This is a genomic window from Rhodopirellula sp. MGV (assembly GCF_002251265.1).
Taxonomy (GTDB): domain Bacteria; phylum Planctomycetota; class Planctomycetia; order Pirellulales; family Pirellulaceae; genus Stieleria; species Stieleria baltica_A.
The window spans coordinates 1-24,710 of sequence record NZ_NPDI01000042.1; the positions used below are offsets into that span (position 1 = coordinate 1).

A 24,710-nucleotide genomic window follows, 5' to 3' on the forward strand; every position below is an offset into this window, starting at 1 on the left:
ATTGTCTTCATCGGCCAAGTCGAACGCGCACCAATCAAACCGTGACCTCAAGAGCGATCAATAGGAAACAGAGGTTCCGTGAGATCTGATGTGCATGATTCCTGCACACCAATCAGCAGCATTGAAGACAGGCGTCGGTCATTGCGGTCACATCTACACGCGCGAACGGTACGGTTCAGCGGGGCCGCGCGAACGATTGACCACTTCGAACCCACCGGCTCGCGGCCTCCGTTGCGACCGATGGTTCGCCGCTCTGCCGACAATCAGAGCAGTTCCTCTTCGAGCACAGCCTCGGTGGCTCGTCCATCAACCAAGTTTAATAGATCCCGAGAGAAACGCTCCAGGCGATTGTAGATCGTTCGGAATTCAAGAGCAACAGAATGAATTGCATCGGCGTGATGCGGATCGGTAAGCGTCACACGAACGCCCAGTTGACCGCGCCCATCCAGCAGGTACACGCAAATAGACAAATGTGTTTGGACTAGTTCACCAGGACGCGAATCCGAGAAGAATCCACCCGCGATCTCAACAGTGTCTTGGAGCGGGTACATGGCGATGCGAGTAGCGAAGTCTCGTATCTCGCTAATGTTGAACCATGCGCTTCCCTGTCCAGCAAATCCGCTCGACGTTGCAATGGCGAACAGATCAGCAGTCCCGTCGTCATCGACGTGTGCAGTGAGTTGAAGTCGTCCTGGTGCAAAGCTAGAACTCATTTCTTTTGTCGGCGAACGTCCGGCATCACCGGGCGGGGAGAGTAAAGGTTTCCATTTCAAACGCGGCCGCAAGCCCCGCTCCGTGTGAATGCCATGGTTACCCGTCGTGCGGCCGATCTAGCATGTCGATCCAACAACCCGGCAGCAGGTTTCGCAGGCGTTCGACGCCAATGCGTGTCACGCGTGTTTGTTTGACGTGGACTTGCTGTAGAGAACGCATGGAAGCAAGGGTGTCAATTGAATCGTCCGACACTTGCGATCCGCGAAGAGAAATGTGGGTGAGTGAACAGCCATCGGCGAGGGCTAAGCTGGCGTCATCGATGGGGCAAAATGGCACACCAATCCGCGTAATCGATGAGCCGGGGCGCAGTGCATTGAAGAATGCCCCTGTAAGCTTTTGGTTGCCCTGGTAGGTGACATCTTCCAGTGCGGGATGCGAAAGCAATTCAGCCATTCCACAATCCGAAACACCAGCAGCCGAGTGTGGATGATTCAATGCTGAGAATTGCTTTAACCGCGTCAAGGACAAAGCCAGATCAGCGTGTACGTCGGTAAACTTGTCTCGGATGTAAAGCTTGACAATGTGTCCCGCGTCGTCGATGGCAAAACGCGACATCACGACATCAAGCTGGACCGCAGCCTGGTGTTCACGCTCCAACGGCGTGAAGTCGAGCAACTTTAGGCGGTCGCGAGAGATCGCCACGGGCGAGTGACCTGTCATTCGGGTAACGATTTCGATCACGTGGCCGCCGCGAACGACTGACCACTTCAATGAACACAACTCGGCGGCTCATGTGCATCGATTGGTTCGCGGTTTACCCACGACGATAGTTCGCAGTTCGCCGCTGACGACAAGTTTACCCGATCGGGATTGCGAAGGGTAACGAGTGGCGTATTGGCAGTCGGAACGTCAGGTATCGGATTGTCTTCAATCGTGCTCGTGCTCTTGCTCAGCAACGCGGTGCTCGTAATCGCAATCGGTTGCCAGGCGTCGGAGCGTTCCCATCGGCCGAGTCGACCGCGCACCAATCGCCACCCGATATCAATTGCGAACACCAGGAAATAGAAGTTCCGTCACTTCCGATGGGCGACTTTCGAACCAACCGCTCAGCCCAGTGGAACAGCACAGGTCTGGGCGACCGTGCCATTCATGAACAATTTCTCGCATTAGCAGGGCGCAGTCAAATTCAACCGAACCACTCGGGAAACGCGACTGATCCTCGAAGTAGCTGGATTGGATCGTATCAATCGTCAATGATTCGATTTGCCAGTTTTCGCATTGCAATTCAAGGCCATCGAATTTGCCAGTCGTATTGGTGTCCGAGTATCCAAGTGATCCCATAGCAAAGAAGTCAGAGGCTGATTCGAGTGAACCGAAAACGGACGAGTCCGGTATTGTCGAGGCGACGGAACCGGCAACATGCACCTCTGCAACGCCGTCGTCACTTGCCATCATCACGGAATAGTGATCGTCATTCTCTTCCACGGTGAATTTGGCATGGTGATGAATTCCGGGAAAGATTCTGCCACCGGCCAAAGAATTGAGTGTTGAGTTAGTATCGCGTCGCGGGATGTAGACACCGTGCATCGTTTGCCCGTTCACGTCCCATTTAACCGCAATCCGATGCGCCGCATTTTCCGAGCCGATGCCCCACGGAATTGGGAGCAGTTTTGGTCGAACCCGCTTCAGGCGAATAAGGCAGATTCCACCGATGGCATAACCGTTGACGATTTGCGGTCGGAACGGCGCCGGCAACGCAGCCGACATGCACGCTGGATCGATGCGATAGTTCGCGAGAATGCGTCGATCGATGATTCCGCAGATGGCTGGTAGACGCATTCAATTCTTGAGGACGCGAACGTAACGCATCAGCGGGGCGGCGCGATTGATGCTGATTTCAAAATCGACCCGACCGCCGACTTCCGTTGGGTGCGATTGCTATTGGCTTACCCCGCGTCGCTCTTGAGGTGGCTGAAATCCTTCCGCTGCAGTTTTGAAGGTTCAATAAAGACCATTAGCGTATCGCTATCGTGCCAGCACCAATCGAATTCATCCAACGAGCCAACGGTAAGAAGGGAGATCCAGTCCGGCCCTGGCGCAGGATCATAAGCCAAGGTATTGAACGACGGGTATCCGAGCAGGTATTCGCGATTCGCGTCAATTGCGTCCGCGAGTTCGTACAATTCATCGCGATTAAACGGCCAATCCTCTCGCAGTTCTTCGTGGCGAGGTAAGTCGATACCACCGGTCAGCCTGATTCGTCGAGTAGCCGGAGTATCCACCGATTCAGAAGGAAAATTCGAGTGACTCGACAGGTCGTCCCAATAGTATCCCAACACGTAGCCGTCGTCCCCCCAGAAGCACTCGCCATCCTCGTCGTAGGCATAGAAAAAGGACAGCAAACCCGATTGAGGGAGCATGGAGGGCGGGTTTTGAATCTCAGAGAAATTGATTTGCCCGAGGAATCGATATTCACCGACATCGTGCGATGGCCATTGAAAGCCTTTGGGCAGGAATGGTTCACCTCCGAAGCGGCTGCATTCCTCGGTTGGATCATCGTCGACTAAATCAATGTCGACACGAGGCTTGGCTATTGTGCGGAGGTATTTCAAATGAGGAGCCAACGTTTCACGTCTAGAAATAATTCCGGCCAAGCTGTCGGCATCCATCGATACGTCCTTAGGACTGCAAATAATGATTTTGATCACACGGCCGCCGCGAACGACCGACCACTTCATTGAACACAACTCGGCGGCTCACCTGCATCGAGTTGTTCGCGGTTTACCCTGGACGACAGTTTGCAGTTCGCCGCTAACGACAAGTTTACTCGATCGGCATTGCGAAGGGGAATGAGTTGAGAAGTAGCAGACGGAACGTTAGGCGTCGGATTGTCTTGAATCGTGCTCGCGCTCAGCAACGCGGTGCTCGTACTCGCAATCGGTTTCCAGGCGTCGGATTGTCTAAATCGGCCGAGTCGACCGCGCAGCGATCGAAACCTGACATCAAGAGCGATCAGAAAGGAAAAAGACGCCCCGTGACTTCCGCGGGTCGACATTCGGACGCACCATTCAAGCCCGTCGACGAAACATTTAAACCACGAAGTTCGCGAAGAACACGAAGGGAGGGGCATGACCACCAGACGCTGATCATTGCAGCCGCACCGACCAGTGTGAACTATCAGGATCACGCGGCCTCGGCGAACGACTCCGCGGCTCGCCGTGCATTCATTGGTTGCCCGTCATTCCGCGTCGTTGGTTCAGTTAAATGCCATTGTATTCTTGAATCCGCTGTGCGAATTGTTGCAGCCCCTCGCGTACGCTGTCACTTGCATCGACAAGGTCTGCGTCCGTTAGCACACCATTGAAATGTGCGCGGCAAACCGACAACCATGGATCGGAACCTGAATATAGATTGTAAAGCTCTTGCGCAATACCATTATGGAATTGATGCACGCGTTCATTCACGTCGAATGGCGATAGATTGCCAGACTGCATTTCTGCGATGGCGCAGCCGATATCATTTAGCTCGTCACGCAACTGACGCTCCCACGCAACGCCTGCAAGATTCCGAACGAGCTTGCGGTCGGCTTTCTTGTATTTGTCTTGCATCATTCAGTCAGGTAGAGATTTCGATCACGTGGCCGTCGCAAACGACTGACCACTTTATAGAGCACAACTCGGTGGCTTGCGTGCATCGAGTTGTTCGCAGTCTACCCTGGACGACAGTTTGCAGTTCGCCGCTGCTGACAAGTTTACCCGATCGGCATTGCGAAAGGTAACGAGTAGCGAGGTTGCAGTCGGAACGTCAGGTATCGGATTGCCTTGAATCATGTTCGTGCTCAGCAACGCGGTGCTCGTAATCGCAATCGGTTGCCAGCCGTCGGATTGTCTTCATTGAAAAAGTCGACCGCGCACGGATCAAACCGCGAGCTTGAGAGCGGTCAATGAGAATTAGACACTCCACGAAATCTGCTGGACGACCTTCGAACACGACATTCAAGCCGTCGACGAACTATTTAAACCACGGCATTTAAGCACGAAGTTTGCGAAGCACACGAAGAAGCGATGGGCATGGCCACGAGGCGTCGGTCATTGCAGCCACAATCATCCACGCGAACGTCTACGATAAGGCAGTCGCGGCGATTGATTCTCAATTGTGGAGTCATCAAGTTATCGCGACGTCAGTTCATCGCTCGGTTCGCCGAGTTCGTATGCATCCCCGACGGCACCACCACCCACGGTATCAAGAACTTCATCGCGACGCCGGCTTGCGACCAGGCATCCGACTATTGTGCCAAGCACCGTGCCGATCAAAGCTGCTGCAAGCCAAATAGGATGCGCATCGCCCCGGCTTGACGATGTCGCTAGCAAGAAGCCTTCGTATCCCGTCATCAGTGTTCCCGCAACAGCAATGGGCACAGGCGATGCCTGCTGACGCCTATTGCCGAGGATTCCAACGCGTTCCTCGGCTGATTTTGAAAAGTACGCGAAGAGAAAGCCGATCGGAACGAGTAGTAGTGCAAAGATAATCCCGTAAACGAACCCTGGAACGATCAACATTCCAATAAATTGGCCAGTTCCCTCTGCTTCCCGCCACGCAGCGAACGCCAGTGCGAGAATGACGTTGAGGGCAAAGCCTGCAGTGAAACCGATCTTGGCGAATGTTTGGATCGTACTTTTCATAAGTGCCTGGTCTTCAGATTCTTCAACAACCACGACTCGGCGACTTGTCGTGCATCGATTGGTTCAAGTAAGCCGCTACGCGGCGGTTGATTTTGGGCGGCAATCCTGTTGGAAGGAGTGGTTCACGTTGAACCGCTCTGCACGCTCCTTCCATCAGGACCTTACGATGTCCAAGTCTAACAATCGCCGCTCTCATTCGTATAACGATCTTTAGCGTGGTGCCTACTTTCCAGAAAAACTACGCCAGAAACTCAGCGAAGACCTGATGCTTGCCGGAAAGTTCAAGCGGATGCACGATGGCTACATCCGCCATCCTTCAGCTCTCTGAATTTGCCCAAGAGTCCCCCGACATGATCGCTGACTATCAACTTCGATAATTCTTCTTGCGCCTTTAGAATGACCTTGCCTTTGCCTACGGTTCGCTCCGCGTCGCGCTCTTCAACACGCGAACTTGCAAACGCGACTGGGACACGTTCGCTATACTGCAAACTGCAGGACATCTCCCGGTTTCCCAATCTCGCAGCACGGCAATCTAATCGAGGCGGCAAAAATGGATTCGCAAGCAACAGCCAAGAGAAGCGAATCCCAAGCGTGAAGCGACGGCCCAAAGTAGATTAACGGGCTTCTTGAATAGAGGCCTTGAACTTCGGCTCGCAAAATCGCGAAGTCAAATCCGTATTGGTTATCTGGCATTCTCGCGGTACAGCCTAACCCGCTCCCGGGCCTCCTCCAACGCTTTGCCGTCCCAGGCATCGACGCGACTGCCTTCGGCGAAGAAATTGTCAGCGAAATTCTGAGCGTAATACCACGGATGATATTGCCTGCCATCGTCCTTGGCTTTAGCGGAATTGCGAATCCACAAATCCCAGATGGCTACTTCAATTGTCTCGGATAAATGTAACTCCTTTCGAACAAATTGACGCCAGTCGCCGTCATGATTCTCGAAGTAAGTCGGGTGCTTTGCGGAAAAATCGTCCAGTGCTGTGAGCGTCTCGTTGGGCAGTTGTTCGATCACGTTTGCGATGTACATCTCGAAAAAGAAGTCGAGCGGACGTTGTTCGTGGTAGTAGGGAGCTAACACCTTCATCACGCCATCGTAGTCTGTCGGGAACGGTGGCATCTCGGACGCTGTGTACTGGTCGTTCATGTTTGACACTGTGGCAGTGGTGACGGGTGGTTCCGATTGGCTACACCCAACGCACATGACAGCAACGAAGAAAACATCATAATGAAGCTGCGGCAGTTTCATCTTTGTCAGATTATGTTGGTAATCAGCGGGGATGGGCGAATGACTTGCAAGCAGACGAGAAAACGGGCCACCCGCCCTCCGTTGCAGTCCAACGTTTCTCGCTATTCCATTCTGTGCCGAATGCGCAACGCACAGATTAACATGCCTGCGTGAACGCTGGCAGTGCTGATACGCACTTGGATAGGATACGTCACAGGCGACGCAGAACGCGAATCAGCCTTGATCATTCTGGGGATCGGTTGTCGTAGCGTCCTGCATCGATCCGCATTTCCAAGATCGAAGAGACATTGCGATGAGGGGTTATCCAATCGCGACGATTGCGCCGACAACACACGACCAGCGAGCAATAGAGTCAGCGAGATCGCGGGCTTCTGCCATCGGCGGCGGTCCACCGGGATTGCCCAGTGCAACAGAATAGAAACAGCCACCGATGATGATTGCGATACCGATCAGTACGGCGCAGCCAGAAAAACGTTCCATCACTCTTCAGTCAAATGCTCGTCAGTCGGGGAGCGATAGGCGTAGCCGGAAACACGCCGGAAAGGCTCTGACTGCCAAATTGCTCAGCTCGCGTTCTCCGGTTCATGCGATTGTTATTTGCTCAATGAAATCCGTGGTGGTTCTGCGTCCAACGGATCGGCTGCTAGGTAATGGTCATTCTCGTCTACCACGCCATCATCGTTCGTGTCGAAGTCGAGCATCTCCGGATATGTACGCGATTGGACATTGTGGACGATCGTACCATCATCCAACCGTACGCTGCACGAAATCCACACATTGCGGGAGACGGAATGATCCAAAATGCGATACTCGGTCTCCGTCAACGTTCGCGCGCATGCCACGCTTCGGAGGTTCGCCAAATGCCTAAGGAGTCGCAGGTGGTCAAGATCAAATCCCGAACGAGGCAATCGAACACCATCGACGTCGTTGGGGCCATGTACTGGGAGCAGAGCGCCACAGAAACCAGATCCCGCCAGCGGGTCACTTCCATAGACAGCGATATCAGCATCGCGGAGTCGTTGTAACGGGGACCGTGGGTCAGACGCTGATGGTGGTGCGAACGCAGCAATCGCGATCGAGAGTCCGGTCAGAAGGTTCACGTTAGGCAATGGAGCGTCCGTGCAAACAACGGTAGCCGTCATTGGGCCGGCGGAATGGAGTCAACCATGTCAATAAAGCCAGCTCGCCAGCTCCGGCGCACGGCATGGGTCACCGCTAGCTTGGCACAATGGTGTTGCCGAGGATCAGCTTACTGCCAATAGAGTCTATTCATTCCTGACCGTCTCAATTGCCTCTCAAAAGCGTCGATGTACATACCGTCGTCGATTCCATTGAGAATACGTTCGCCGTCACGGTCTGCGACTTCTTTAACTGGAAAAGCGAAATCAAATTTCAGAGGTGCGAGTATCGCGCTACCCGCATTCAGCGATCGGTCAGGGGCCCGGAGGAGCGAGAACGTCGCGTGGTCATGACTCCGTTCGAGCGTGTCTAGACGGCGATCAATCGAATCCATGCGTTTGAGTATGAGGTCGAGTTTGGCATTGAGTGAGCGTAGAGCAGCGTCTGGATCGCGTTCCTGAGCACACACGGGATGTTGAATTAAGCCGGCAAACACTACCAGAATGGGAAAAAACAGTCGGTTCATCTGAAACCTTTCTTGGGTGTTAAAACTGGCGAACGACACTCGTCACCGAGCTCGGGCAGTGGACCAACCACTTCATTTGACACGACTCCCGACCTTCGTGTCCATGGCATTGTTACGCTCCATCTCGAATGTGTCGAGCAATTTGGCACCGTGTAATTCGATGATTGAACTTCTCGCCGGTGTCTAGATCAAGCGTGTGGAACAGGCTTCGATCGCCGGAGCGACTTGTAAACGACAACTGATTTAAATGTACCGATGGTGACATTACATGGTGCGTCTCACCATTTACTGTGTCAGTGCATTCGACGCGAAGTCCTTCTGTTCCAATGGAAACGGAGATTTCGAATGAACCAAAGTCGCCCGACGAAAACCATTTGCCAATGAATCCATCTTGTGATTCGACATCGTTGATATCGCCCAGCCAAATCACACGGAAACCCTCGAACGTCTGTTCAAGTGGACGTGGCAGTGAGGAAAGAGACTCTCTCGAAACCGTTAAGTGGAGAACGTATTCGCCGCCGTGCCAGACCCCTGCATAGAGATCCACTACGGGAACAGATGTCTGAGCAGCAAGCCGACTCGCAGCACACATTGGGACCCAAAACATCTCGTGAGCGTAGACATTCCATTGTCGGTGGAAATGCTCTCGGGAATCTTCTGGTAGCGTGAGCCAATCGTTGTAGGTGCGGAGTTCAGACATCCGTGATTAAGTGGCGAAACGATATTGATAACGGGGGGGCCGCCAGATGAGTTGACCGCAGACAGAAGTGGCACCGCAACTCCCGTTCATCAAATGGTTCACGGCGATCCGACGACGACAGTTAGCTGTTCGCCGCTGACAACAAGTTTACCCGATCAGCATTGCGAGGGGAAACTCGCATCGCATCAGCAGTCGGGGCGTCCGGCGACGGGTTGCCTTCAATCGTGCTCGTGCTCGTGCTCGTGCTCAGCGGTGCGGTGCGGTGCGGTGCGGTGCGGTGCGGTGCGGTGCTCGTAATCGCAATCGGTTGCCAGGCATCGGCTTGTCTTCATCGGCCCAGTCCACCACGCCACGCACCAATCAAGCGGTGAGATCAAAAGCGACCAACAGGAAACAGACGCTCCGTGAAATCCGATGGGCGACACTTGAACGCACCATCCAAGCCCTTCGACGAAACTTTTAAACTACGAAGTCCGCGAAGTACACGAAGATGAGATGGACATGACCACGAGGCGTCGGTCCTTGCAGCCACATCTATCCGCGAGAACGATGGCCATCACTCGGCACGCACGAGTAAGGCCACCATGTCAAAAACGGCCGATCGCGTTCTCGGTGTGCATGGCTTTGTTCTGCCTTTTTATTGAATCAGGATGCGATTCCCGATTCGTGTTTCAATCGGATATTCACGCTCGGTCGGCAGATGACGCTTCGCGTTTTTCTCATCGCCTGATCTCAGAAAATCGCGAATCTTTGAGACAGTGGAGGTGAGGTCTTCGATTTTTACGATCCATTGGTCAACATATTCCTGAATCATTTGCCGGCCAATGCCAACCTGAATGCTGAAGTGATTCATGCCAGCACCCCGAAGACTTCGCTCGGTATCCCATTGTATATGTACAGGGGAATTTGCAAATTCAGTCTCCCATGCGGATGGATCTGGGAAGACCGATGGTTCCGGATGTGTGAGCGTGCCGAGGGAAAGTGTTTTTTCCCAACCAGCCCGCGTGATATGCACAGCGAGAATCCTCTGTTGGTTGGCCTTCTGTCCCCAATTGCTGCGGTACATCAACCATAGAAACGACGGTTTGATCCATGTCATGCGATGAAACGAAAACGGAGACGCAAATCGTTGCTGTTTCAATGCGACATCGGCGATATTGGCGGCGTACGCCTAGTAGATGACGATCGTGTCTCGATCGTAGTTGGCGCGAATTTCGTATGCGTCTGGCATCGGATCAGGCTGATGGACGTTTCTTGCATAGCAATGATTTGGCTGCAGCAAGGAGACAATTCAGCCAAGAAAAGGTTCGGTTTGAATCGCAGAATGACAGCGGTAACGGAGTCGCCAGCGATTGACTTTGAACTCAAATAACAACTTGATGGCTGCTCCCGTTCGCCGTGTTGCTCCGCTCGCACGCTGGCCTTTCGGCGCCATCAACATTCGTCCGTCCTAGCATGCACGGAGCAACGCGGACAAACGTCACAGCACCATTCGGCCAACTCATTTCAAAAGTTGCCGGCCCCAGTGAACGCCATCACGCCTTCGACGACACGAGTCCCACTCAAAGTGTGCAGAATGTGACAAATCCCACTTGGCCAGAAGATTCGAGCACTAATGATCGCTAATCTTCGCTAACCAATTTGTGCCGATTAGAGTCGAACGTACCTCAACTCAAGATGTGAGCAACCCCGTTCGACGCAAAACAAAAGACAACACGTAAGCTTGACATCCGCACGAAACCATCACCGACAGTTTGAACCACGAAACATTCGAACCACAAGAATCATTGGCGGGCGATTGAATAGACAGGCGTCGGACGATGCGTTAGCTAAATCATGCCTCACGAGAAAAGTTGCGTCGAAAACAATAGCTACTCTTTTACGCAGAACGGCAGCGGTACCCGGGCCGCCGCCGAAAGACGATGGATTTAGTTGCCGCGTGACTAAGTGCTCCGGTTCACGGATTTGTTATTTGTCGTTCCCAACTGCCGCTTCTAGCAAAAGGATGGACTTCCTAACTTCGGCTGCGTAGTCGAGGTCTTTGGCCTGTGCGAAGGTTTCTTTCAGTGAGGCTTCTATTGATTGCCTGAGCGTTGTCCCGGTTTTATCAATTGGTGCATCGAGATCGAACCCAGCATCTTTCATGTGCTTTAGCATTTCTGTCGTTGATTCGTCGGCAATGTCGTCTGTGAGTACGTTCATGTCATTTTCGTCCTCCGCAGCGTCCGCGAGGCACTGGCGAGCGTATTCGAGGACGGATTGACCGTGAGCGTCCGTTGCCAAAAGGTTCACGCCGGCATCAATCATGATTCGCGTTTTTGCCGGTTCACCAATCGTTGCCATCAGCGCTGTTCGCCCGTCAAGGAATTCCGGTAGCGTATCGCCCGGAAATGAGATGTTGACATCACCGCCAACGTTTACGAGCGCTCGCAATTCATCCGGTGTTCCTTCGACAGCAGCACGCATCAAGGGGGTCCAGCCCCAATGTTGCTGAACTTCCATGTCGGCCCCCGCATCAACAAGAACCTTGGCGATTTGTTCCGGCATCTTGCCCGTTCCTGTTGGACCATCCACATCGATCATCATGTGAAGTGCCGTGTAGCCTTCGTTGGTCTTGATGTTCACGTCCGCGCCGGCATCAATAAGAGCTTTGATAAGCCGCGGAGTGCGCTCTGTAGAAGAAACGGCGCGCATTAGTGGTGTGAATCCATATTCGTCGGATTCGTGAAGCAGCGACGGTCTCCTGGCGAGCATGTTTCGGACAGCCCGCACATCGCCTTCGTCGATCGCTTGGAAAAACGGGCCTTTGTTGGTCGAACTCAATGGGGTGTCACATCCTATGACTACGAGGACAGCAAATAAAGCGACACGTGCCTGTACCATGTAATAAACGCTCGAATTGAGCTAAATAACGGAACGGATCACGAGGTCGACGTGAGCGATCCTCCACTTCAAAAAACACGACTCGCCGACTCGTCGTGCATCCGCTGGTTCAAGTAAGCCGCTACGCGGCGGTTGACTTCTGGAAGAGATCCTTTTGGGTGGAGTGGTTCACGTTGAACCGCTCTGCACGCTCTTTCCATCAGGACCCTACGATGTCCAGGTCTAGCAATTGCCGCTCTCATTCGTATAACGATCCTCAGCGTTGTGCCGACTTTCCAGGGAAACTACGCCAGAAACTCAGCGAAGACCTGTTGCTTGCCGGAAAGTTCAAGCGGATGCACGACGGCTACATCCGGCATCCTTCAGCTCTCTGAGTTTGCCAAGAAGTCTCCAGGCAAAGTCACTGAACATCAACTTTGGTAATTCTTCTTGCACCTCAAGAATGACCTTGGCTTTGCCTACGGCTCGCTCTTCAACACGCGACTGGGACACGTTCTCTATGCTGCAAACTGCAGAACATCTCCCGGTTTCCCAATCTCACAGCACAGCGGGCTAATCGAGACGACAGAAAGGGACCCGCAAGCAACAGCCAGGAGATGCGAATCCCAAGCGTGAAGCGATCACCCAAATGAAGATCAACGGGCTTCTTGACCAGAGGGCTTGAGCTTCGGCTCGCAAGCTCACGACGTCAAGTCCTCACTGGTTACCCGCCGATTGGGAGACCGGCGCTCCAGCCAGTCGCCATTCCAGCAACCAAACTAGCATAGTCAGTTTGCTGAGCATTGCGATCACGCAAGGCACATGCTTCGGCATCGCTGCCAAACAAGTTGGATGCAAAATTTCGGCCACCTATGATGATTCCAGATGTTTTTTTCGAACGCCGTTCAGTGAATCTAGCCATCGCGTTTTCCGGATCATTGGGTAAAGCAGCAAACTCGCGAGCAAGAAACCAAGCGTCCTCTAACGCCTGAGCAGCGCCCTGACCTGAAGTCGGAAGTGCAGCGTGGGCTGCATCCCCAATCATCATTACATTGTCTCTATGCCAACAAGGCACTGGGTCATGATCGTAGAGTGCCACACATTTTGTGTTTGAATTCGCTGCACTGAAAACGATGTCGCCAACCTGGGAAGGCCAACCGCGGAAGCTCTGCCGAAGTTGAGCAATTTGGTTACTGTCGTTCGTCAGAAAGCTCTCCGGTGCGGCGATGCCTCCAGCCCAGTAAGCTGTGTCGGAAGAGACAGGGACAATCCCAAAACGCGCCCCGACTCCCCAATAATCACGAATTTCGAGACAATCAAAAACACATTTGTCCCACCGGTGAATACCAATCCAGTTGACGAAGCCCTGATAAACAGGCTGATTGTCGTTCGTAATGTATTGGCGCGCAACGGAATTCATTCTTCCGTCCGCGCCAACAATGATGCGCGGCGAAACGGAACTTCCGTCGGCAAATTGGACGCGGCAAGCGTCACCAACACGCTCGACACCCGTAGCGTGTGCCGCATAGTGAATAGGAATGTCGCATTGTTCGACCTGTTCGAGGAGTATCCGCATCAGGTCCTCGCGGAGCACCGAAAGGCTTGGAAAGCCCATCGCAGCGTCAAGGTCTCGAATGTTAAGAGTCCCTAGAGCGATATCGTTGTGCGTGGCACGCCGCATTGAGGTCACGCCACCGGCAACAGTACTCAGTTCATCCAAGATACCTAATTCGGAGAGTACGAAAGTTGCATTCGGCCAGCAAACGATGCCGGCGCCGAGATTATGTACTGTACCTCGGCGTTCAAAAACGCTGACGGTCATTCCGATTTGCTTCAAGGCGATGGCTGAAGCCAAGCCCGCGACCCCAGCGCCAAGTATCGCAACGTCCAAGTTAGACTCCGTTCATGCGGTAGGCGGATAATGTCAGAAATCACGAGGGACGGGGAAGAGGCATGCAAGCAGACCAGGAAACTCGCCTCCCATCCGCGCGTGTATTTCATTTGTCTGCTTTCTTCGGCAGGTTCCCGTTTTCGATTCGCCCTGCTTCGTACTTGAATAGTAGAATCACGCCCGAGCCAGCCATGGCCGTTAACAAATGTGTCCAAACCCAAATCATACCGATATCGATCGGACCAAAGTATCCGCCTCGCAACACAAGCAAGAACCAAAAAGTAAAGACGTTCCATCCCAGTGAAAACCACCAGAACGGAAGCGTATCGAATCGCCGTTTCCCAAGTGCGATCAACAGCCACCCGATCCAGATGAATATGCCTGGCGTCATCAGCGGAAACAATGCTGCGGGGACGAATCCGACACCGCTGAGCGTCACAATCCCGGCGAAAATGCGAACGGAGGGTTGAACAGGCAGGGACGCGAAAAAGTCAGCCTGGACTGTCCCGACGTCTTGAGGCGGATCGTAAGGATTCAAGCGGAATTCAGCTTCGAGGTGGTTGGTGTAATAGCAGAACGATTACGTGTCCTCCGTTGAACGGAGAATAATGTATTTCGCCCACTGGGTGGTGTGGTGGTTCCTGCGTTTTTCGAGAAAAGAATTGTGATTCTGCGTTCGTTTTGCGTGTTTCGTTTCAGGGTGAAATCGTGGGTATTTGACTCGGGCAGCTCAGTGGTCGCCAGCATCGTTTCGAGTTGCTTTTGCGATCGCCGGTTGGATCGCTGTCCACGATTGATTCGGTGAATGAGATAGTGGGGAGGACGCTATAGAGTGAAGCTTGGCTAGTTGCTTCGACACGCTCTGGGCGATCCGCTGACAGCCCCGGCCCCAAAGTGTCAGATTGGACTTGAGCGTCTGTTCTTGGGGCGGTGACATCAGGGGCTTCCAGCAATGCCAAGAAGAAGGGCGCCGACCAGCATAGCAAAGAGCCTGCCCTGGTTGTTCGTTCCTGCGTCTGCTTGAGTCTGGCGAACCGAATAGCCACCTCCGTCCCGACGTCCACAATGCAAGGCAACCAAGCGAGCCCAGCAAACGTGACACGTCACAACGCCCGGAACCGAGCGTTGATCATTCAGTAGGTCAACATTGCCCGAAGCGATCCGGTCAGACAGAGTTGATTAAAGAAACCCGTGGATGCGTGCACACATAACCGGTGGTGTTGCAGGGAGCCCGGACAACCGCGCCCCGATCTCGATCATGGTTCCCAGATGCTAACCGAAGAAAGCGACGTCGCGATGCCCCATGCTTCATCAGCAGAAGTAAAAGCAGAGCCGCTATCCCCTATTTGTTTCGAGGTGCATAAAATTTGATCGTCGGTAGCGAGAAAAAATTGAGTGCAGGATGGATCTACCCATACCAATTGACCACGAATTCGAAGTTCATCTAGTTTTGATCCGTCGCGATCGATAGCGAGCCGATCGAGCCAATGGAAAGGAAGCCCATTGGCCGTATTGACTGGGTGGGTAAATCGATGCAACAACACAATGCGGACCTTGCCTCTCCAATCGCAAATGGAGTGGGAAAGCACAAACGGGTACGACTCTGATTGAGGGTCGCCATGCATCCGATGAGAAACATTGGAATTAGCAACGCGATTCTGCAAGACGCGATGAGCAGCGTACGCAGACCAAGCAAGAAGGATGGCTGCCGTCAAAATGCCCAACGTCGATGTCTTTCGATCTTGTCGCATATCAGTCCGGGGAACGTCGGTGGTCACCGCGATAGACTTGATATCAGAAACAAACTCGACTCGCCGACTGCGGTGCACCACATGGTTCGTCGGCAATTACTCCATGCTACGCGATTCAAGATCACCCGACAGGCATTTTAAAAGATGATCTATTGTTTGTCTCGCCGCATCTGGGTTTGGTTCGTCAAGGAACGTCCTGATGTCTCCCAAATGATCAGCTATTCCGGTCTTACCAAGTGGCAACAGCGATTCAAATTGTTGCCAATTGTAGAGATGATGCAACAGATGCCATGTGGCACCGTAAGCAAGCCCGTCGTCCGGTTTCTGCAGGAACTTTTCGATTGACGCCAGCCAAGCCAACGCCGCGTCAATCCCATCTACGCACACATGAAATGTGGCGGTGTCGATCATCTCTTTTGGAGCATCGGGGAAACGGCGTGCAAAAGCGGCCCTAGCATCACCAATCGCATCTGGTCGAGCTAGCAGGGCGTCGATTAGCTGTAGGACTTCGTCTCGTTTCATTGAAGCATTGTTTCGTTAAGTAAGTAGCGAATCGTGCGAGCTTGGTCTTTGGCGACGAACGCTATGGATCACGCGGTCGCCGCGAGCGATCCTCCAGTTCAAAAAACAAGACTCGGCGACTTGTCGTGCATCCGATTGTTCTCCCTCTTATCGCCCTGTGAGTGACTCGATACCGGCTACCATTAGCGAGATCACGAGAGCCAAGAGAAGGCATAACCCCAGTCCCTCAATTATACACCCCCAACCCATTTTGTATTCAGGAGCGGTTGATGACGTGATATCAATCCCGTCATTCTTCAGATCAAGCAGGTATTTGTGCAGCCAATCAGCTATGCGTTCAGGTTGGCCGCCGTCACCAAGCGATGGTCCGATTTCGTCGACACGCTCAAACTCCATGATGTGGACCACGCATCGTTCATCGCAAATGTCGATCAAAAACTGCCAGCCAGCGCCATCCTCGCCGATCAAGAAGAAGTTTTCGGGAAGCGGCTGGTAGGTGACACCCAAGCTTTTTCGTTCGGTGCGGAGTTCCTGATTGCGCGCTATGAGTGCATCAGCATTGTCCCACAGCGGTTGATCTGTTGTTCCAGAGCTGAAGCGAACGGGGAAATGTAGAAGCAAGTGGCGATAGTCAGACGGCAATGAAAAATCGAACCGATCCTCGATTCGTTTGACGTCCGATTCATTCATTCAGCGGTAACACTCCAATGGGAGAACGGCTTCGTTCACCGAGGCACGGCGAGCGAGTTTGTAGTGAATCGATTAACGCGGACTCCGTGCCTTCGCGTGCAGCCAATGGTTCGCGGTGTCCCCACGACGACAGTTTGCAGTTCGCCGCTGACGACAATTTTACTCGATCGGCATTGCAAAGGGTAACAAGTAGCGAATAGGCAGTCGGAACGTGAGGCGTCGGATTGTCTTGAATCGTGCTCGTCCTCAGCAACGCGGTGCTCGTAGTCGTAATCGGTTGCCAGGCGTCGGATTGTCTTCATCGGCCGAGCACCAATCAAACGGTGACATCAATTGCGATCAATAGGAAAAAGAGGTTCCGTGACTTTCGCTGGGCGATTTTCGAACGCACCATTCAGCAGCATTGAAGGCAGGCGTCGGTCATTGCGGTCACAACTATCCGCGCGAACTTTGGTGGTTACCGGGCGACCGCCAGAAAACGTGAACTCAGGAAACACGGCGCGGTCGCTCCGGTGCACCACTTGGTTACCCAATTTCGAATTCGCAAGATACCATCACGCATCCATCCGTGCGATTGCGGCGAGGATCTCATGATCCGAATCATCGCTAGTGAGTATCACAGGCGAAGCTCCAGTCCTAGAATCAAACAGCAGCAATGCAGGAATCTCAACCACGCCCATCTTCGATAGTGGGGGCATGGCGTCAGAATCCACGTTCGTGAGATCGACGGACAATGTGACTATTTGCTGAGCTGCCAACGCATCTGCGATCGTGTTATGACCGAGACCTCCCAATGGGTCGGCACAGCAAGCCCAGTTCGCGTAGATGATTGCGGCAGTTGCCTCGCCCATCTCTACCCTGTCAACTAAGTCACCGATAGTCGCATCGACAAAGAGACGATGTCCAATCGCCATTCGATGGTCATCCGTTGACGCTTCACGCAGCTCATTGTGCCAATCGCAACCGAGAACTAACAGCAAGGCGACTGGAACAAACGACGCGAAGGGCCAGTAAACTTTCATCATCTGGGTAACGATTTTGATCACATGGCCGCCGCGAACGACTGACCACTTCATTGAACACAACTCGGCGTCTTACGTGCATCGAGTTGTTCGCGGTCTACCGTGGACGACAGTTTGCAGTTCGCCGCTGACGACAAGTTTACCCGATCGGCATTGCGAAGGGTAACGAGTTGCGAACTAGCAGTCGGAATGTGAGGCGACGGGGTGCCTTGAATCGCGCTCGTGCTCAGCAACGCGGTGCTCGTAATCGCAATCGGTTGCCAGGCGTCGGCTTGTCTTCATCGGCCGAGTCGACCGCGCACCAATCAAACCGCGACATCAATTGCGATTACCAGGAAACAGGAGCTCCGTGAAATCCGATGGGCGACATTCCCTCGCACCGATCAAGCCGTCGACGAAGCATTTAAACCACGAAGTTCGCGAAGGACACGAAGATGCGATGGGCATGGCCATGAGGCGTCGGTCATTGCAGCCACAATCATCCACGCGAACGTCACGAGTCACGGGGACGCGCGAAAGGCTTTCCATTTCAAACCAACTAGCTCGCGTGCAACGGTGCACGCGATGGTTCCCCGCCGTCGCGGTTTCCAAGACGGACATGCAGACAGCTAACTCGATCTGTCGGGGAAACCGCCGTTTTTCGGACCGGCCGACCAACCACCAAGTCTCAAGTGATCGTTAGGTCGCCTGGGAACTTGCTGGTCTCGTCAGTGTGCCATTCGTCTGGATTTCCATTGGGAATATGCTTTCCGTTCCACGTCCGATTGAGGTGCCCGTAGATGTGGCCAAGCTGTATTCCGAAGTCGATGACACAAATGCGCTCGTCAGCCTGCATTTGCTCAATCAGTTCGCCCGGGTGTACTCGAGCATCTTCAAGTTGCTGTATCGTATTCGCCCAAGCGAGATAGTCAGGCTCAGCGGTCAACTCGTCCGGTTCGTCGTCCATCGCATCTCAGTCGGGTGATGATTTCGATCACGCGGCCGCCGCAAACGGTTGACCACTTCTTTCAACATAACTCGGCGGCTTACTGCACCGCATGGTTCGTCGCTCCGCTCGCTTTCTGCATCAAGGACGTACTCTTTGAGTCGAGTGTTCCCGGCACGATTCGTCAGGCAAGTAACGCCCGCGATCCCCCGATCGCCACGGGCGATTTGTTACTCCAGCAACGCTGGCTCCGCGTCTCGGTGTACATCGAGTTGGTCTCTGGAGTTTGCAGTTCAGTCTTCTTCTTGTTCGTCGTCGTATTCATCTTCATCTTCGAAGTCGTATTGAATCGGTCTCTCTCCGGTTTCTTTGACGACTCGCGGGTACTTGATTCCGTCGATTGCTTCATGCGGTGATTTTCTCGTCCTGCTCACGCAGAATATCCAGGAGTCCCCATAATCAAACAGATAGAAAAGCCGTCTATCCCGATCGAGGGGAAATATGTCCCGAATCACGGTATCGAAGAGTTTGCCATTTTCGTCATCGTAAACTGTGCGATCGCGCGACCGTTCGGTACGTGAGACGAAAAACTCGTAGAGATGGTCATTGTCGAAGTCTACTGCACGTTGAATCGCAAAATGGACATCTTCGAGCGTGGAGCTGTCTTCAAGTTCGATGTCGCAGCTCCAATAGGTACCAAGTTTGATTTTAAGTGTGACGATCAAGTTTAGTCTTCACAGATAACGGGGATGGTGGAAAAGGCTGTCGACGTTTGCGAACGTGCGTCTGGAGTACGATAGAAATCACACGGGACGGGCGATAGACTGGCAGATCGAAAATGGGTCGAACGTAGTTTCGTCGTCGAATTGCGTTTCAAGGTCGTTGCAGAATTCCCAGACAGCGTGTTTGCGAAAGTCTTTCGGTGTCAAGTTGGCGAAGGGCTTCATGTCGCAATTCGATGGCAGATCGTCCGCCGTAGCCGAGCACGAACGGAGGACATTGATTTTAGTTGCCGCGTGAACATTGCCCCGGTTCACAGCCTTGTTCGTCTAGGCTATGTGGCGGCTTCGACGAAATAAGCTCGCACAAACGTATGGTACGACCAAGACAGATCGCTGTCGAATCGATCATCGCTTTCACGCGATTTTGCGAGTAATTCCAAACCACGCTCAACGACAGTTACAAGACGCAGCATGTCACGCTCTCTTGCATGTCATTGCTCCCCGTCCGCTCGCGTGCGAAGCGAGTGGACGATAGTAATCCGCATCGGGCCGTGCTCGGCGTTGTCGAATTTGCTAGTTTCGAGACAGTTGATCGCGTAGTCAAGCGAGTCAATTAAGCAGTAAGGATCTGCTTGGGCGTCCGTCGCAACATGACTGTAGGATAGAGGTGAGCATTACGGAACATTCTGCATCGAGCAGCAAACGACATCGTACCCGAGCAGGGTCGGTGCGGTTGCCGGCAGAATATCGGACTTGATGTTCGGGGCAGGCCCGAAGTCCCATCGCGTGCGATTGTCGCTATCGAATTGCTGCCGATGGGCTTCGTTGTAGACGAAGGAAAGGCCAGCCAACGAGATGCCCTGGTGCGTACGGAGCCGGTTAATGTGGGAAGGTCGGTCGAAGTACCAGAAGCCGTAGCACGTCCAAAAAATGATTTAGTCAGTGAAGTCCGGTGAGATGCAGTCTGAAACAGCGTAGACGCCACGCACCGATGCCACGCCCAGCCAGACGGGACGCTCTACGATGCGTTTCGCCATGTAGCCGAGTGTGATCATTGGCAATCAGTCGAGGGGCGGCTTGGATCAGAAGGCGGCGTCGGTTGACGTTGGCGTCAAATCCCGTGTGATCCGTCGCCCCCGTTCACGCAATTGTCCGTGTTTTTAAGTTTTGCGATCACCACCAACCCTAAAGGGCTTCATCTTCGAGGCTATTGATTTCAGTCTCCGCCTCAGCTTCGTTCTCGAATGTATATTCGATTGCGATGTAGCCGCTCTCGGTGTCGACCGCCGAGCAGATAAGTGCAACCGAGGAAAGTGAATCAGACATCTTGGACCCGCGTTCCGCAGACCACTGTGTCATCAGGATGCGTTCTTGAGCGAGAATCGCTTGCATCCAATCGCGTGGCTCATCCCAAATACTGCCGGTCAGCAAAATATCTGTTCGGTCGAACACGCCGTAGATCTGCGCCAGTCTCGATTCAAGATTGTCGAACGCAACTTGAAGCTCGCTGCCGAAGGCACTTGTAGAAACTGCCTTGCCAATCGCTTTAATCCACGACAGTCCGCCAATGGGCGCGACCTGAAGAGCGTAAGAGTCGAATAGGGAATGAGGCTTTGGAACGTTCTCGATTCGGAATTTCCCCGGTGAGATTTCTTCAGGGTCTGCTTGTGCTACCTTCAGGTCATCAATCGTCATGCCCATCCAAAGGCCGAATGGTCCCTTTCGTGTCATTAGGTGGAGTGCCTTCGCGTATGAAATGTTGTGTATTTAATTGCGAACTGTTGTTTATTTTCAGTGGAGCAGAGAGCGTTATAGGGATGTTCCACATTTGAACTGAGAATAATACATTGCGTTCACTAAGGGAGGTGTCGTTTCTGCCGAGGATTTGAAAAATCACAAAATCGCTGTTCGTTTTGTTTTGCTGTTGGAATTTGCTTAACTGCAAGTCCGAGTCCCGTGACCGGAGAAATCTGCTGGCAAGCGGTTTCGTTCGGCTGGGCCAAGCGGCGTTCGAGTAGCGTTTTGAGGTGTGGAGTTGGGGCAGCGCTAAGTGCTTGGGCTCTGTAGTGGGCGGACTCGCTCGTGTGGCCGCAGCGTTGGTGGAGGTCTGCTTTGACCGCGGCCCAGAGATATGATTCGGTCAGCCATGGCGGTGGATCCATTTCGTTTAGCTTGGCCAGTGCCTCTGCAGGGCTTTTCCATTCAGCGATCGCGACGGCGTGATTCAATTGATGGATCGGCGAGGCTGTGGTTTGCGCGAGCAGCTCATAGCATTGGCAGACTTGGTCCCACCGTGTCTCGGCGAAGCTGGCCGCGAGGCAGTGCTCGGCCGCAATCCCGGCTTCGGCGTGGTACCTTGTAAAGGTCTCACCAACTGCTGACGCCGCCAACCACTTCAAACCCACTTGAATACCAGCTTGGTCCCAGAGCGAGCGATCTTGTTCTTCGAGTAACAGCAATCCTCCGGCGCCGTCTTGACGGGCCGACATCCTGGATCGGTGAAGATGCATCATGGCCAATAGTGCGAACGTCTCTGGCGAACTGCCCGCCGGGTGTTCCGCGAGCAGCGTCGTTAAACGCATCGCCTCATCACAAAGCTCGCTTCGCAATGCCATTTCAACGTTCGACGACAAGTACCCTTCGGTGAACAGTAGGTACAGAACACTGTGGACCGCGGGCAGTCGCACCCGCATCTGCACGAGCGCCAATGTGTCGGTTTGCGTCACGGCGTCTTGCAATCGGGACCTTGCTCGGCTGAGTCGCTTGTAGACGTTCGTCTCAGTTGTGAAGAGACGCAGTGAGATTTCGCGGACATCGAATCCACAAAGTGTTTTCAGGGCAAAGACGAGCTGCGACTGCAAGGGGATTTCATCGTCGCAAGCAACGAACAACATCTTCAGCAGGTCCGTTTGTGCTTCGGTTGCCGAATAGAAATCGGACGTCTCTTCCAGCACCATTGTTTCGGCGACGTTATCCCGAAGGATTTGCCGTCGACGCACGCATTGGCGCAGTTCACCATGCAGTTTGTTGAATGCGACACGATACAACCAGGCCGACGGTTCGTTCGGGACTCCGGCGATTGTCCACGAATCGAGTGCCGACATCAGTGCCGATTGCACGGCGTCTTCAATGTCGGCGAGATGTTGGACGCCAATCCGGCTAGTGAGCGAAGCCACTAACTGGCCGTATTCGTGTCGAAAGAAGTGTTCAACCAGGACGGTGGCGGTCAAGGCGTCACGATCTCCCGCACCTCAACGCTCGATCCTGGCATGATCGCACCCGGGCTCTGTTGTGCCACCGTGACGGCTTCATCGATTGATTCGGCTTGCAGGATCATGTAACCGCCGATGATTTCCTTGGCTTCGATAAAGGGGCCGCCGGTCGCGGATTCCGATGTGACGACTTGGCCACCACCGAGTTTTCCACCCATGTCGACGATGTTGTCTGCGAACTTCTGTTTCCACGCATTGAACTTTGCGAACATTTCTTCCATTTGTGCTGGCGAAGGCTTGCCGCAATCGCCGTTTGGCTGGCTCCGCTGAATGCACAGGTACTGTTTCTTGGTCACGCTGATTTCCTGAACCGGGTGAAATTGGATTGCCTGGCGCGTCGCGCCAACACTGTAAGACGCGTGAGCACCACAGTGTTAGACACCCGCAGCGATTTTTTTTCAAACCAACCCATCAAGGTTCAGGCCGGTCAGGTTCGTCCGAAACGACACATCCTAAATGCGTCGCCATTGTCGCCTTTCGCTCCGCCGAAAGTCGCGTTCTCGGCTCCACGATTCGGCATTTGTGAGTTTCTCTTTCGACGGGCGGCAACTTTCGCTAGTCTCGCGCCGGACCAATTGAGGCAGGTCTCGGCTTGGTCGGGTTGATGGGCCGTTGCGGGATGCCAGGCAGGAGTAAGATATGACAAAAAAGATTGGGTTTTCGTGGTGTTTGACGGGCGTTGCGCTCGTCGTCTTTGGCTGTCATTCGACTCCCAAACGCAAAGCGGAGATTCCCACAGAATTCCCTGCGGCCGATGCCACGACGCCGATCGCCGCAACAGGTCCTTGGCAATCGCAGACGTTTTTCCACCAGCCCGAATTTCGCCAAGGGGCCGGTCCGGTCGATGCTGGCGATCCGCCAGACTTTATCGCGACCGATTCAGGTCTGCGGTACCGAGTGTTGCGAGATGCCGGTGGCAAGAAGCCCACGCGTGACAGCACCGTTTCGGTCAACTATCGCGGGTGGCTGCATAGCGGCAAAGTTTTTGACAGCTCCTACGAGCGCGGCAAGCCGACGACGTTCCCGCTCGATGGTGTGATTGCGGGCTGGACCGAAGGCATGCAGCTGGTCGGCGAAGGCGGCATGATCGAATTGTGGATCCCGTCAAAGCTAGGCTACGGTGAGCGCGGCTCGCCAGGCTCTATCCCGCCGCATTCACACCTTCACTTCATCGTCGAGTTGGTTGACGTTGACTAACGGCAGCTTGTCATGTGGCGTTGAGAGCAGGACGCCAGAATTGGCCCGTGTAAGGACTTGGATGAGGCGTCTTGTTTTGCCCCGCTCTGCTATTCGTTTGCTTTGGCCGCGATGATGGCCAAGCCGGCTTGGGCGTAGTGAAGCATGTGTTGGACGAGGTCTTCGGCGTCTTTGGGGTTGAGGCCGAGCTTGGGAAAAGCTTTCTTGATCGTCGGGCGGTCGCCGATCATTAGAAAGAAACAGGGCGCGAGCACGTTGATGCAACTTCTTGCTACCGCCGGGTGTTCTTCGGGCAGGCCGGTGATCTCAGCGACGATGCCTTTCAAGATACTCACCTTCTGCATCCGCTCTTTCTTGTGCAGCGGCTGATTGCACAGCGTCGGTGACGAAAACTCGCGGGCCAAGATCCGCAGCTTCCACGAAGACGACGCCGGGCTGGTCAGCGATCGGACGAACATGCGCAAAAACGCTTCCAGCTTGTTGTTCGGGTCCTGGTGTCCTTGCATCGCTTCCTGCATCTGGGCGCTCGTCACCAGCAATCCCGATGCTTCTTCGACCACCGCGGCGTACAAGCCCTCGATGCCTTGGAAGTGATAGTTCACGCTGGCGACGTTGGCGCCGGCCAGTTCCGTGATCTCCTTGCTGGTGGTGCGATCGAAGCCTTTTTCGGCAAACAATTGCCCCGCAGCTTCCAGCAACCGCATCCGCGTGTTGGTGGTGTCCTCGGTCTGGTTGTTTTGGCGTCCTTTCGAAACGCGTTTCTTCATCCTGTCGGTCCTGATCGTTGAGGCGTCGCTGTGTTTACGGCGCGCTGCAGTGACTGGCGGCGATCGCAGATCGCGTAGCGGCCCAAGAAGCGTACTTTA

Annotated in this window: 27 protein-coding genes and 1 pseudogene; 2 read left to right on the forward strand and 26 right to left on the reverse strand. The window is 53.8% G+C overall.

Annotated elements, in window-relative coordinates; all coding sequences use genetic code 11:
• Window positions 1–263 precede the first annotated feature (263 nt).
• From CGZ80_RS14700 to CGZ80_RS14775, 12 genes and pseudogenes are all read right to left on the reverse strand, one after another.
• Window positions 264–713 carry a hypothetical protein gene (locus CGZ80_RS14700; RefSeq protein WP_094415701.1) on the reverse strand — a complete coding sequence of 150 codons (450 nt, stop codon included), beginning with the start codon at window positions 711–713 and terminating at the stop codon, window positions 264–266.
• A 97-nt stretch (window positions 714–810) separates the two neighbouring features.
• Window positions 811–1,485 carry a hypothetical protein gene (locus tag CGZ80_RS14705; RefSeq protein WP_094415703.1) on the reverse strand — a complete coding sequence of 225 codons (675 nt, stop codon included), beginning with the start codon at window positions 1,483–1,485 and terminating at the stop codon, window positions 811–813.
• Window positions 1,486–1,755: 270 nt separating this feature from the next.
• The gene (locus tag CGZ80_RS14715) at window positions 1,756–2,553 is read right to left on the reverse strand and encodes a DUF2071 domain-containing protein (protein ID WP_094415707.1); all 798 of its coding nucleotides are present in this window, start codon (window positions 2,551–2,553) and stop codon (window positions 1,756–1,758) included.
• 107 nt (window positions 2,554–2,660) lie between these two features.
• A complete protein-coding gene (locus CGZ80_RS14720) occupies window positions 2,661–3,452 on the reverse strand; it encodes a YwqG family protein (RefSeq protein WP_094415709.1) in 792 nt (263 codons plus the stop codon).
• A gap of 522 nt (window positions 3,453–3,974) precedes the next feature.
• Entirely contained in the window at window positions 3,975–4,325 is a 351-nt protein-coding gene (locus CGZ80_RS14730; RefSeq protein WP_094415713.1) for a hypothetical protein, read from the reverse strand.
• Between the two features lie 558 nt (window positions 4,326–4,883).
• Window positions 4,884–5,396: a hypothetical protein gene (locus tag CGZ80_RS14735; RefSeq protein WP_143543939.1), complete on the reverse strand. Its 513-nt coding sequence runs from the start codon at window positions 5,394–5,396 to the stop codon at window positions 4,884–4,886.
• Window positions 5,397–6,078: 682 nt separating this feature from the next.
• Window positions 6,079–6,645: a hypothetical protein gene (locus tag CGZ80_RS14745; protein WP_094415719.1), complete on the reverse strand. Its 567-nt coding sequence runs from the start codon at window positions 6,643–6,645 to the stop codon at window positions 6,079–6,081.
• A 300-nt stretch (window positions 6,646–6,945) separates the two neighbouring features.
• Window positions 6,946–7,125, reverse strand: coding sequence for a hypothetical protein (locus CGZ80_RS14750; RefSeq protein ID WP_094415721.1), 180 nt, complete (start codon window positions 7,123–7,125; stop codon window positions 6,946–6,948).
• Between the two features lie 769 nt (window positions 7,126–7,894).
• The gene (locus CGZ80_RS14760) at window positions 7,895–8,290 is read right to left on the reverse strand and encodes a hypothetical protein (protein WP_094415725.1); all 396 of its coding nucleotides are present in this window, start codon (window positions 8,288–8,290) and stop codon (window positions 7,895–7,897) included.
• A gap of 112 nt (window positions 8,291–8,402) precedes the next feature.
• Entirely contained in the window at window positions 8,403–8,990 is a 588-nt protein-coding gene (locus tag CGZ80_RS14765) for a hypothetical protein (protein WP_094415727.1), read from the reverse strand.
• Window positions 8,991–9,627: 637 nt separating this feature from the next.
• Window positions 9,628–10,149: pseudogene (locus CGZ80_RS14770) on the reverse strand (DUF4291 domain-containing protein); the annotation flags it as partial.
• Between the two features lie 809 nt (window positions 10,150–10,958).
• Window positions 10,959–11,813: an ankyrin repeat domain-containing protein gene (locus tag CGZ80_RS14775; RefSeq protein ID WP_158222698.1), complete on the reverse strand. Its 855-nt coding sequence runs from the start codon at window positions 11,811–11,813 to the stop codon at window positions 10,959–10,961.
• 272 nt (window positions 11,814–12,085) lie between these two features.
• On the opposite strand from CGZ80_RS14775, the gene CGZ80_RS27990 reads away from it, so the two are divergent.
• A complete protein-coding gene (locus tag CGZ80_RS27990; RefSeq protein WP_158222699.1) occupies window positions 12,086–12,247 on the forward strand; it encodes a hypothetical protein in 162 nt (53 codons plus the stop codon).
• Between the two features lie 329 nt (window positions 12,248–12,576).
• Here CGZ80_RS27990 and CGZ80_RS14780 read toward each other — a convergent pair whose 3' ends face one another.
• From CGZ80_RS14780 to CGZ80_RS14845, 13 genes are all read right to left on the reverse strand, one after another.
• Window positions 12,577–13,743, reverse strand: coding sequence for an FAD-dependent monooxygenase (locus CGZ80_RS14780; protein ID WP_094415731.1), 1,167 nt, complete (start codon window positions 13,741–13,743; stop codon window positions 12,577–12,579).
• 106 nt (window positions 13,744–13,849) lie between these two features.
• Complete coding sequence (locus tag CGZ80_RS14785; protein ID WP_094415733.1) at window positions 13,850–14,281, reverse strand: hypothetical protein; 432 nt, start codon at window positions 14,279–14,281, stop codon at window positions 13,850–13,852.
• A 718-nt stretch (window positions 14,282–14,999) separates the two neighbouring features.
• Window positions 15,000–15,521: a hypothetical protein gene (locus CGZ80_RS28640; RefSeq protein WP_143543940.1), complete on the reverse strand. Its 522-nt coding sequence runs from the start codon at window positions 15,519–15,521 to the stop codon at window positions 15,000–15,002.
• 69 nt (window positions 15,522–15,590) lie between these two features.
• Window positions 15,591–16,016, reverse strand: coding sequence for a hypothetical protein (locus tag CGZ80_RS14795; protein WP_094415737.1), 426 nt, complete (start codon window positions 16,014–16,016; stop codon window positions 15,591–15,593).
• A gap of 147 nt (window positions 16,017–16,163) precedes the next feature.
• On the reverse strand, window positions 16,164–16,706 hold the full coding sequence (locus tag CGZ80_RS14800; RefSeq protein WP_094415739.1) for an SMI1/KNR4 family protein: 543 nt from the start codon (window positions 16,704–16,706) through the stop codon (window positions 16,164–16,166).
• Window positions 16,707–17,260: 554 nt separating this feature from the next.
• A complete protein-coding gene (locus CGZ80_RS14810) occupies window positions 17,261–17,782 on the reverse strand; it encodes a hypothetical protein (protein WP_094415743.1) in 522 nt (173 codons plus the stop codon).
• Window positions 17,783–18,395: 613 nt separating this feature from the next.
• On the reverse strand, window positions 18,396–18,674 hold the full coding sequence (locus CGZ80_RS14825) for a hypothetical protein (RefSeq protein ID WP_094415749.1): 279 nt from the start codon (window positions 18,672–18,674) through the stop codon (window positions 18,396–18,398).
• A gap of 272 nt (window positions 18,675–18,946) precedes the next feature.
• Window positions 18,947–19,378, reverse strand: coding sequence for an IS1096 element passenger TnpR family protein (locus CGZ80_RS29250; RefSeq protein WP_094415751.1), 432 nt, complete (start codon window positions 19,376–19,378; stop codon window positions 18,947–18,949).
• Between the two features lie 329 nt (window positions 19,379–19,707).
• Window positions 19,708–19,848, reverse strand: a complete 141-nt coding sequence (locus tag CGZ80_RS27995; RefSeq protein WP_158222700.1) for a hypothetical protein — start codon at window positions 19,846–19,848, stop codon at window positions 19,708–19,710.
• 201 nt (window positions 19,849–20,049) lie between these two features.
• A complete protein-coding gene (locus tag CGZ80_RS28000; protein ID WP_158222701.1) occupies window positions 20,050–20,226 on the reverse strand; it encodes a hypothetical protein in 177 nt (58 codons plus the stop codon).
• Between the two features lie 334 nt (window positions 20,227–20,560).
• Window positions 20,561–21,070 (reverse strand): hypothetical protein, encoded by a 510-nt coding sequence (locus tag CGZ80_RS14835; protein WP_143543941.1) that lies wholly within the window; start codon window positions 21,068–21,070, stop codon window positions 20,561–20,563.
• A 161-nt stretch (window positions 21,071–21,231) separates the two neighbouring features.
• A complete protein-coding gene (locus tag CGZ80_RS14840) occupies window positions 21,232–22,605 on the reverse strand; it encodes an RNA polymerase sigma factor (RefSeq protein WP_198953700.1) in 1,374 nt (457 codons plus the stop codon).
• The gene (locus tag CGZ80_RS14845) at window positions 22,602–22,943 is read right to left on the reverse strand and encodes a YciI family protein (protein ID WP_094415755.1); all 342 of its coding nucleotides are present in this window, start codon (window positions 22,941–22,943) and stop codon (window positions 22,602–22,604) included. Before CGZ80_RS14845 ends, CGZ80_RS14840 begins: the two co-directional genes overlap by 4 nt.
• A gap of 343 nt (window positions 22,944–23,286) precedes the next feature.
• Between CGZ80_RS14845 and CGZ80_RS14850 the strand changes: the two genes are divergently transcribed.
• The gene (locus tag CGZ80_RS14850) at window positions 23,287–23,844 is read left to right on the forward strand and encodes an FKBP-type peptidyl-prolyl cis-trans isomerase (RefSeq protein ID WP_094415757.1); all 558 of its coding nucleotides are present in this window, start codon (window positions 23,287–23,289) and stop codon (window positions 23,842–23,844) included.
• A gap of 89 nt (window positions 23,845–23,933) precedes the next feature.
• Here the strand turns inward: CGZ80_RS14850 and CGZ80_RS29010 are convergent, their stop codons facing one another.
• Window positions 23,934–24,611, reverse strand: coding sequence for a TetR/AcrR family transcriptional regulator (locus tag CGZ80_RS29010; RefSeq protein ID WP_094415759.1), 678 nt, complete (start codon window positions 24,609–24,611; stop codon window positions 23,934–23,936).
• Window positions 24,612–24,710 lie beyond the last annotated feature (99 nt).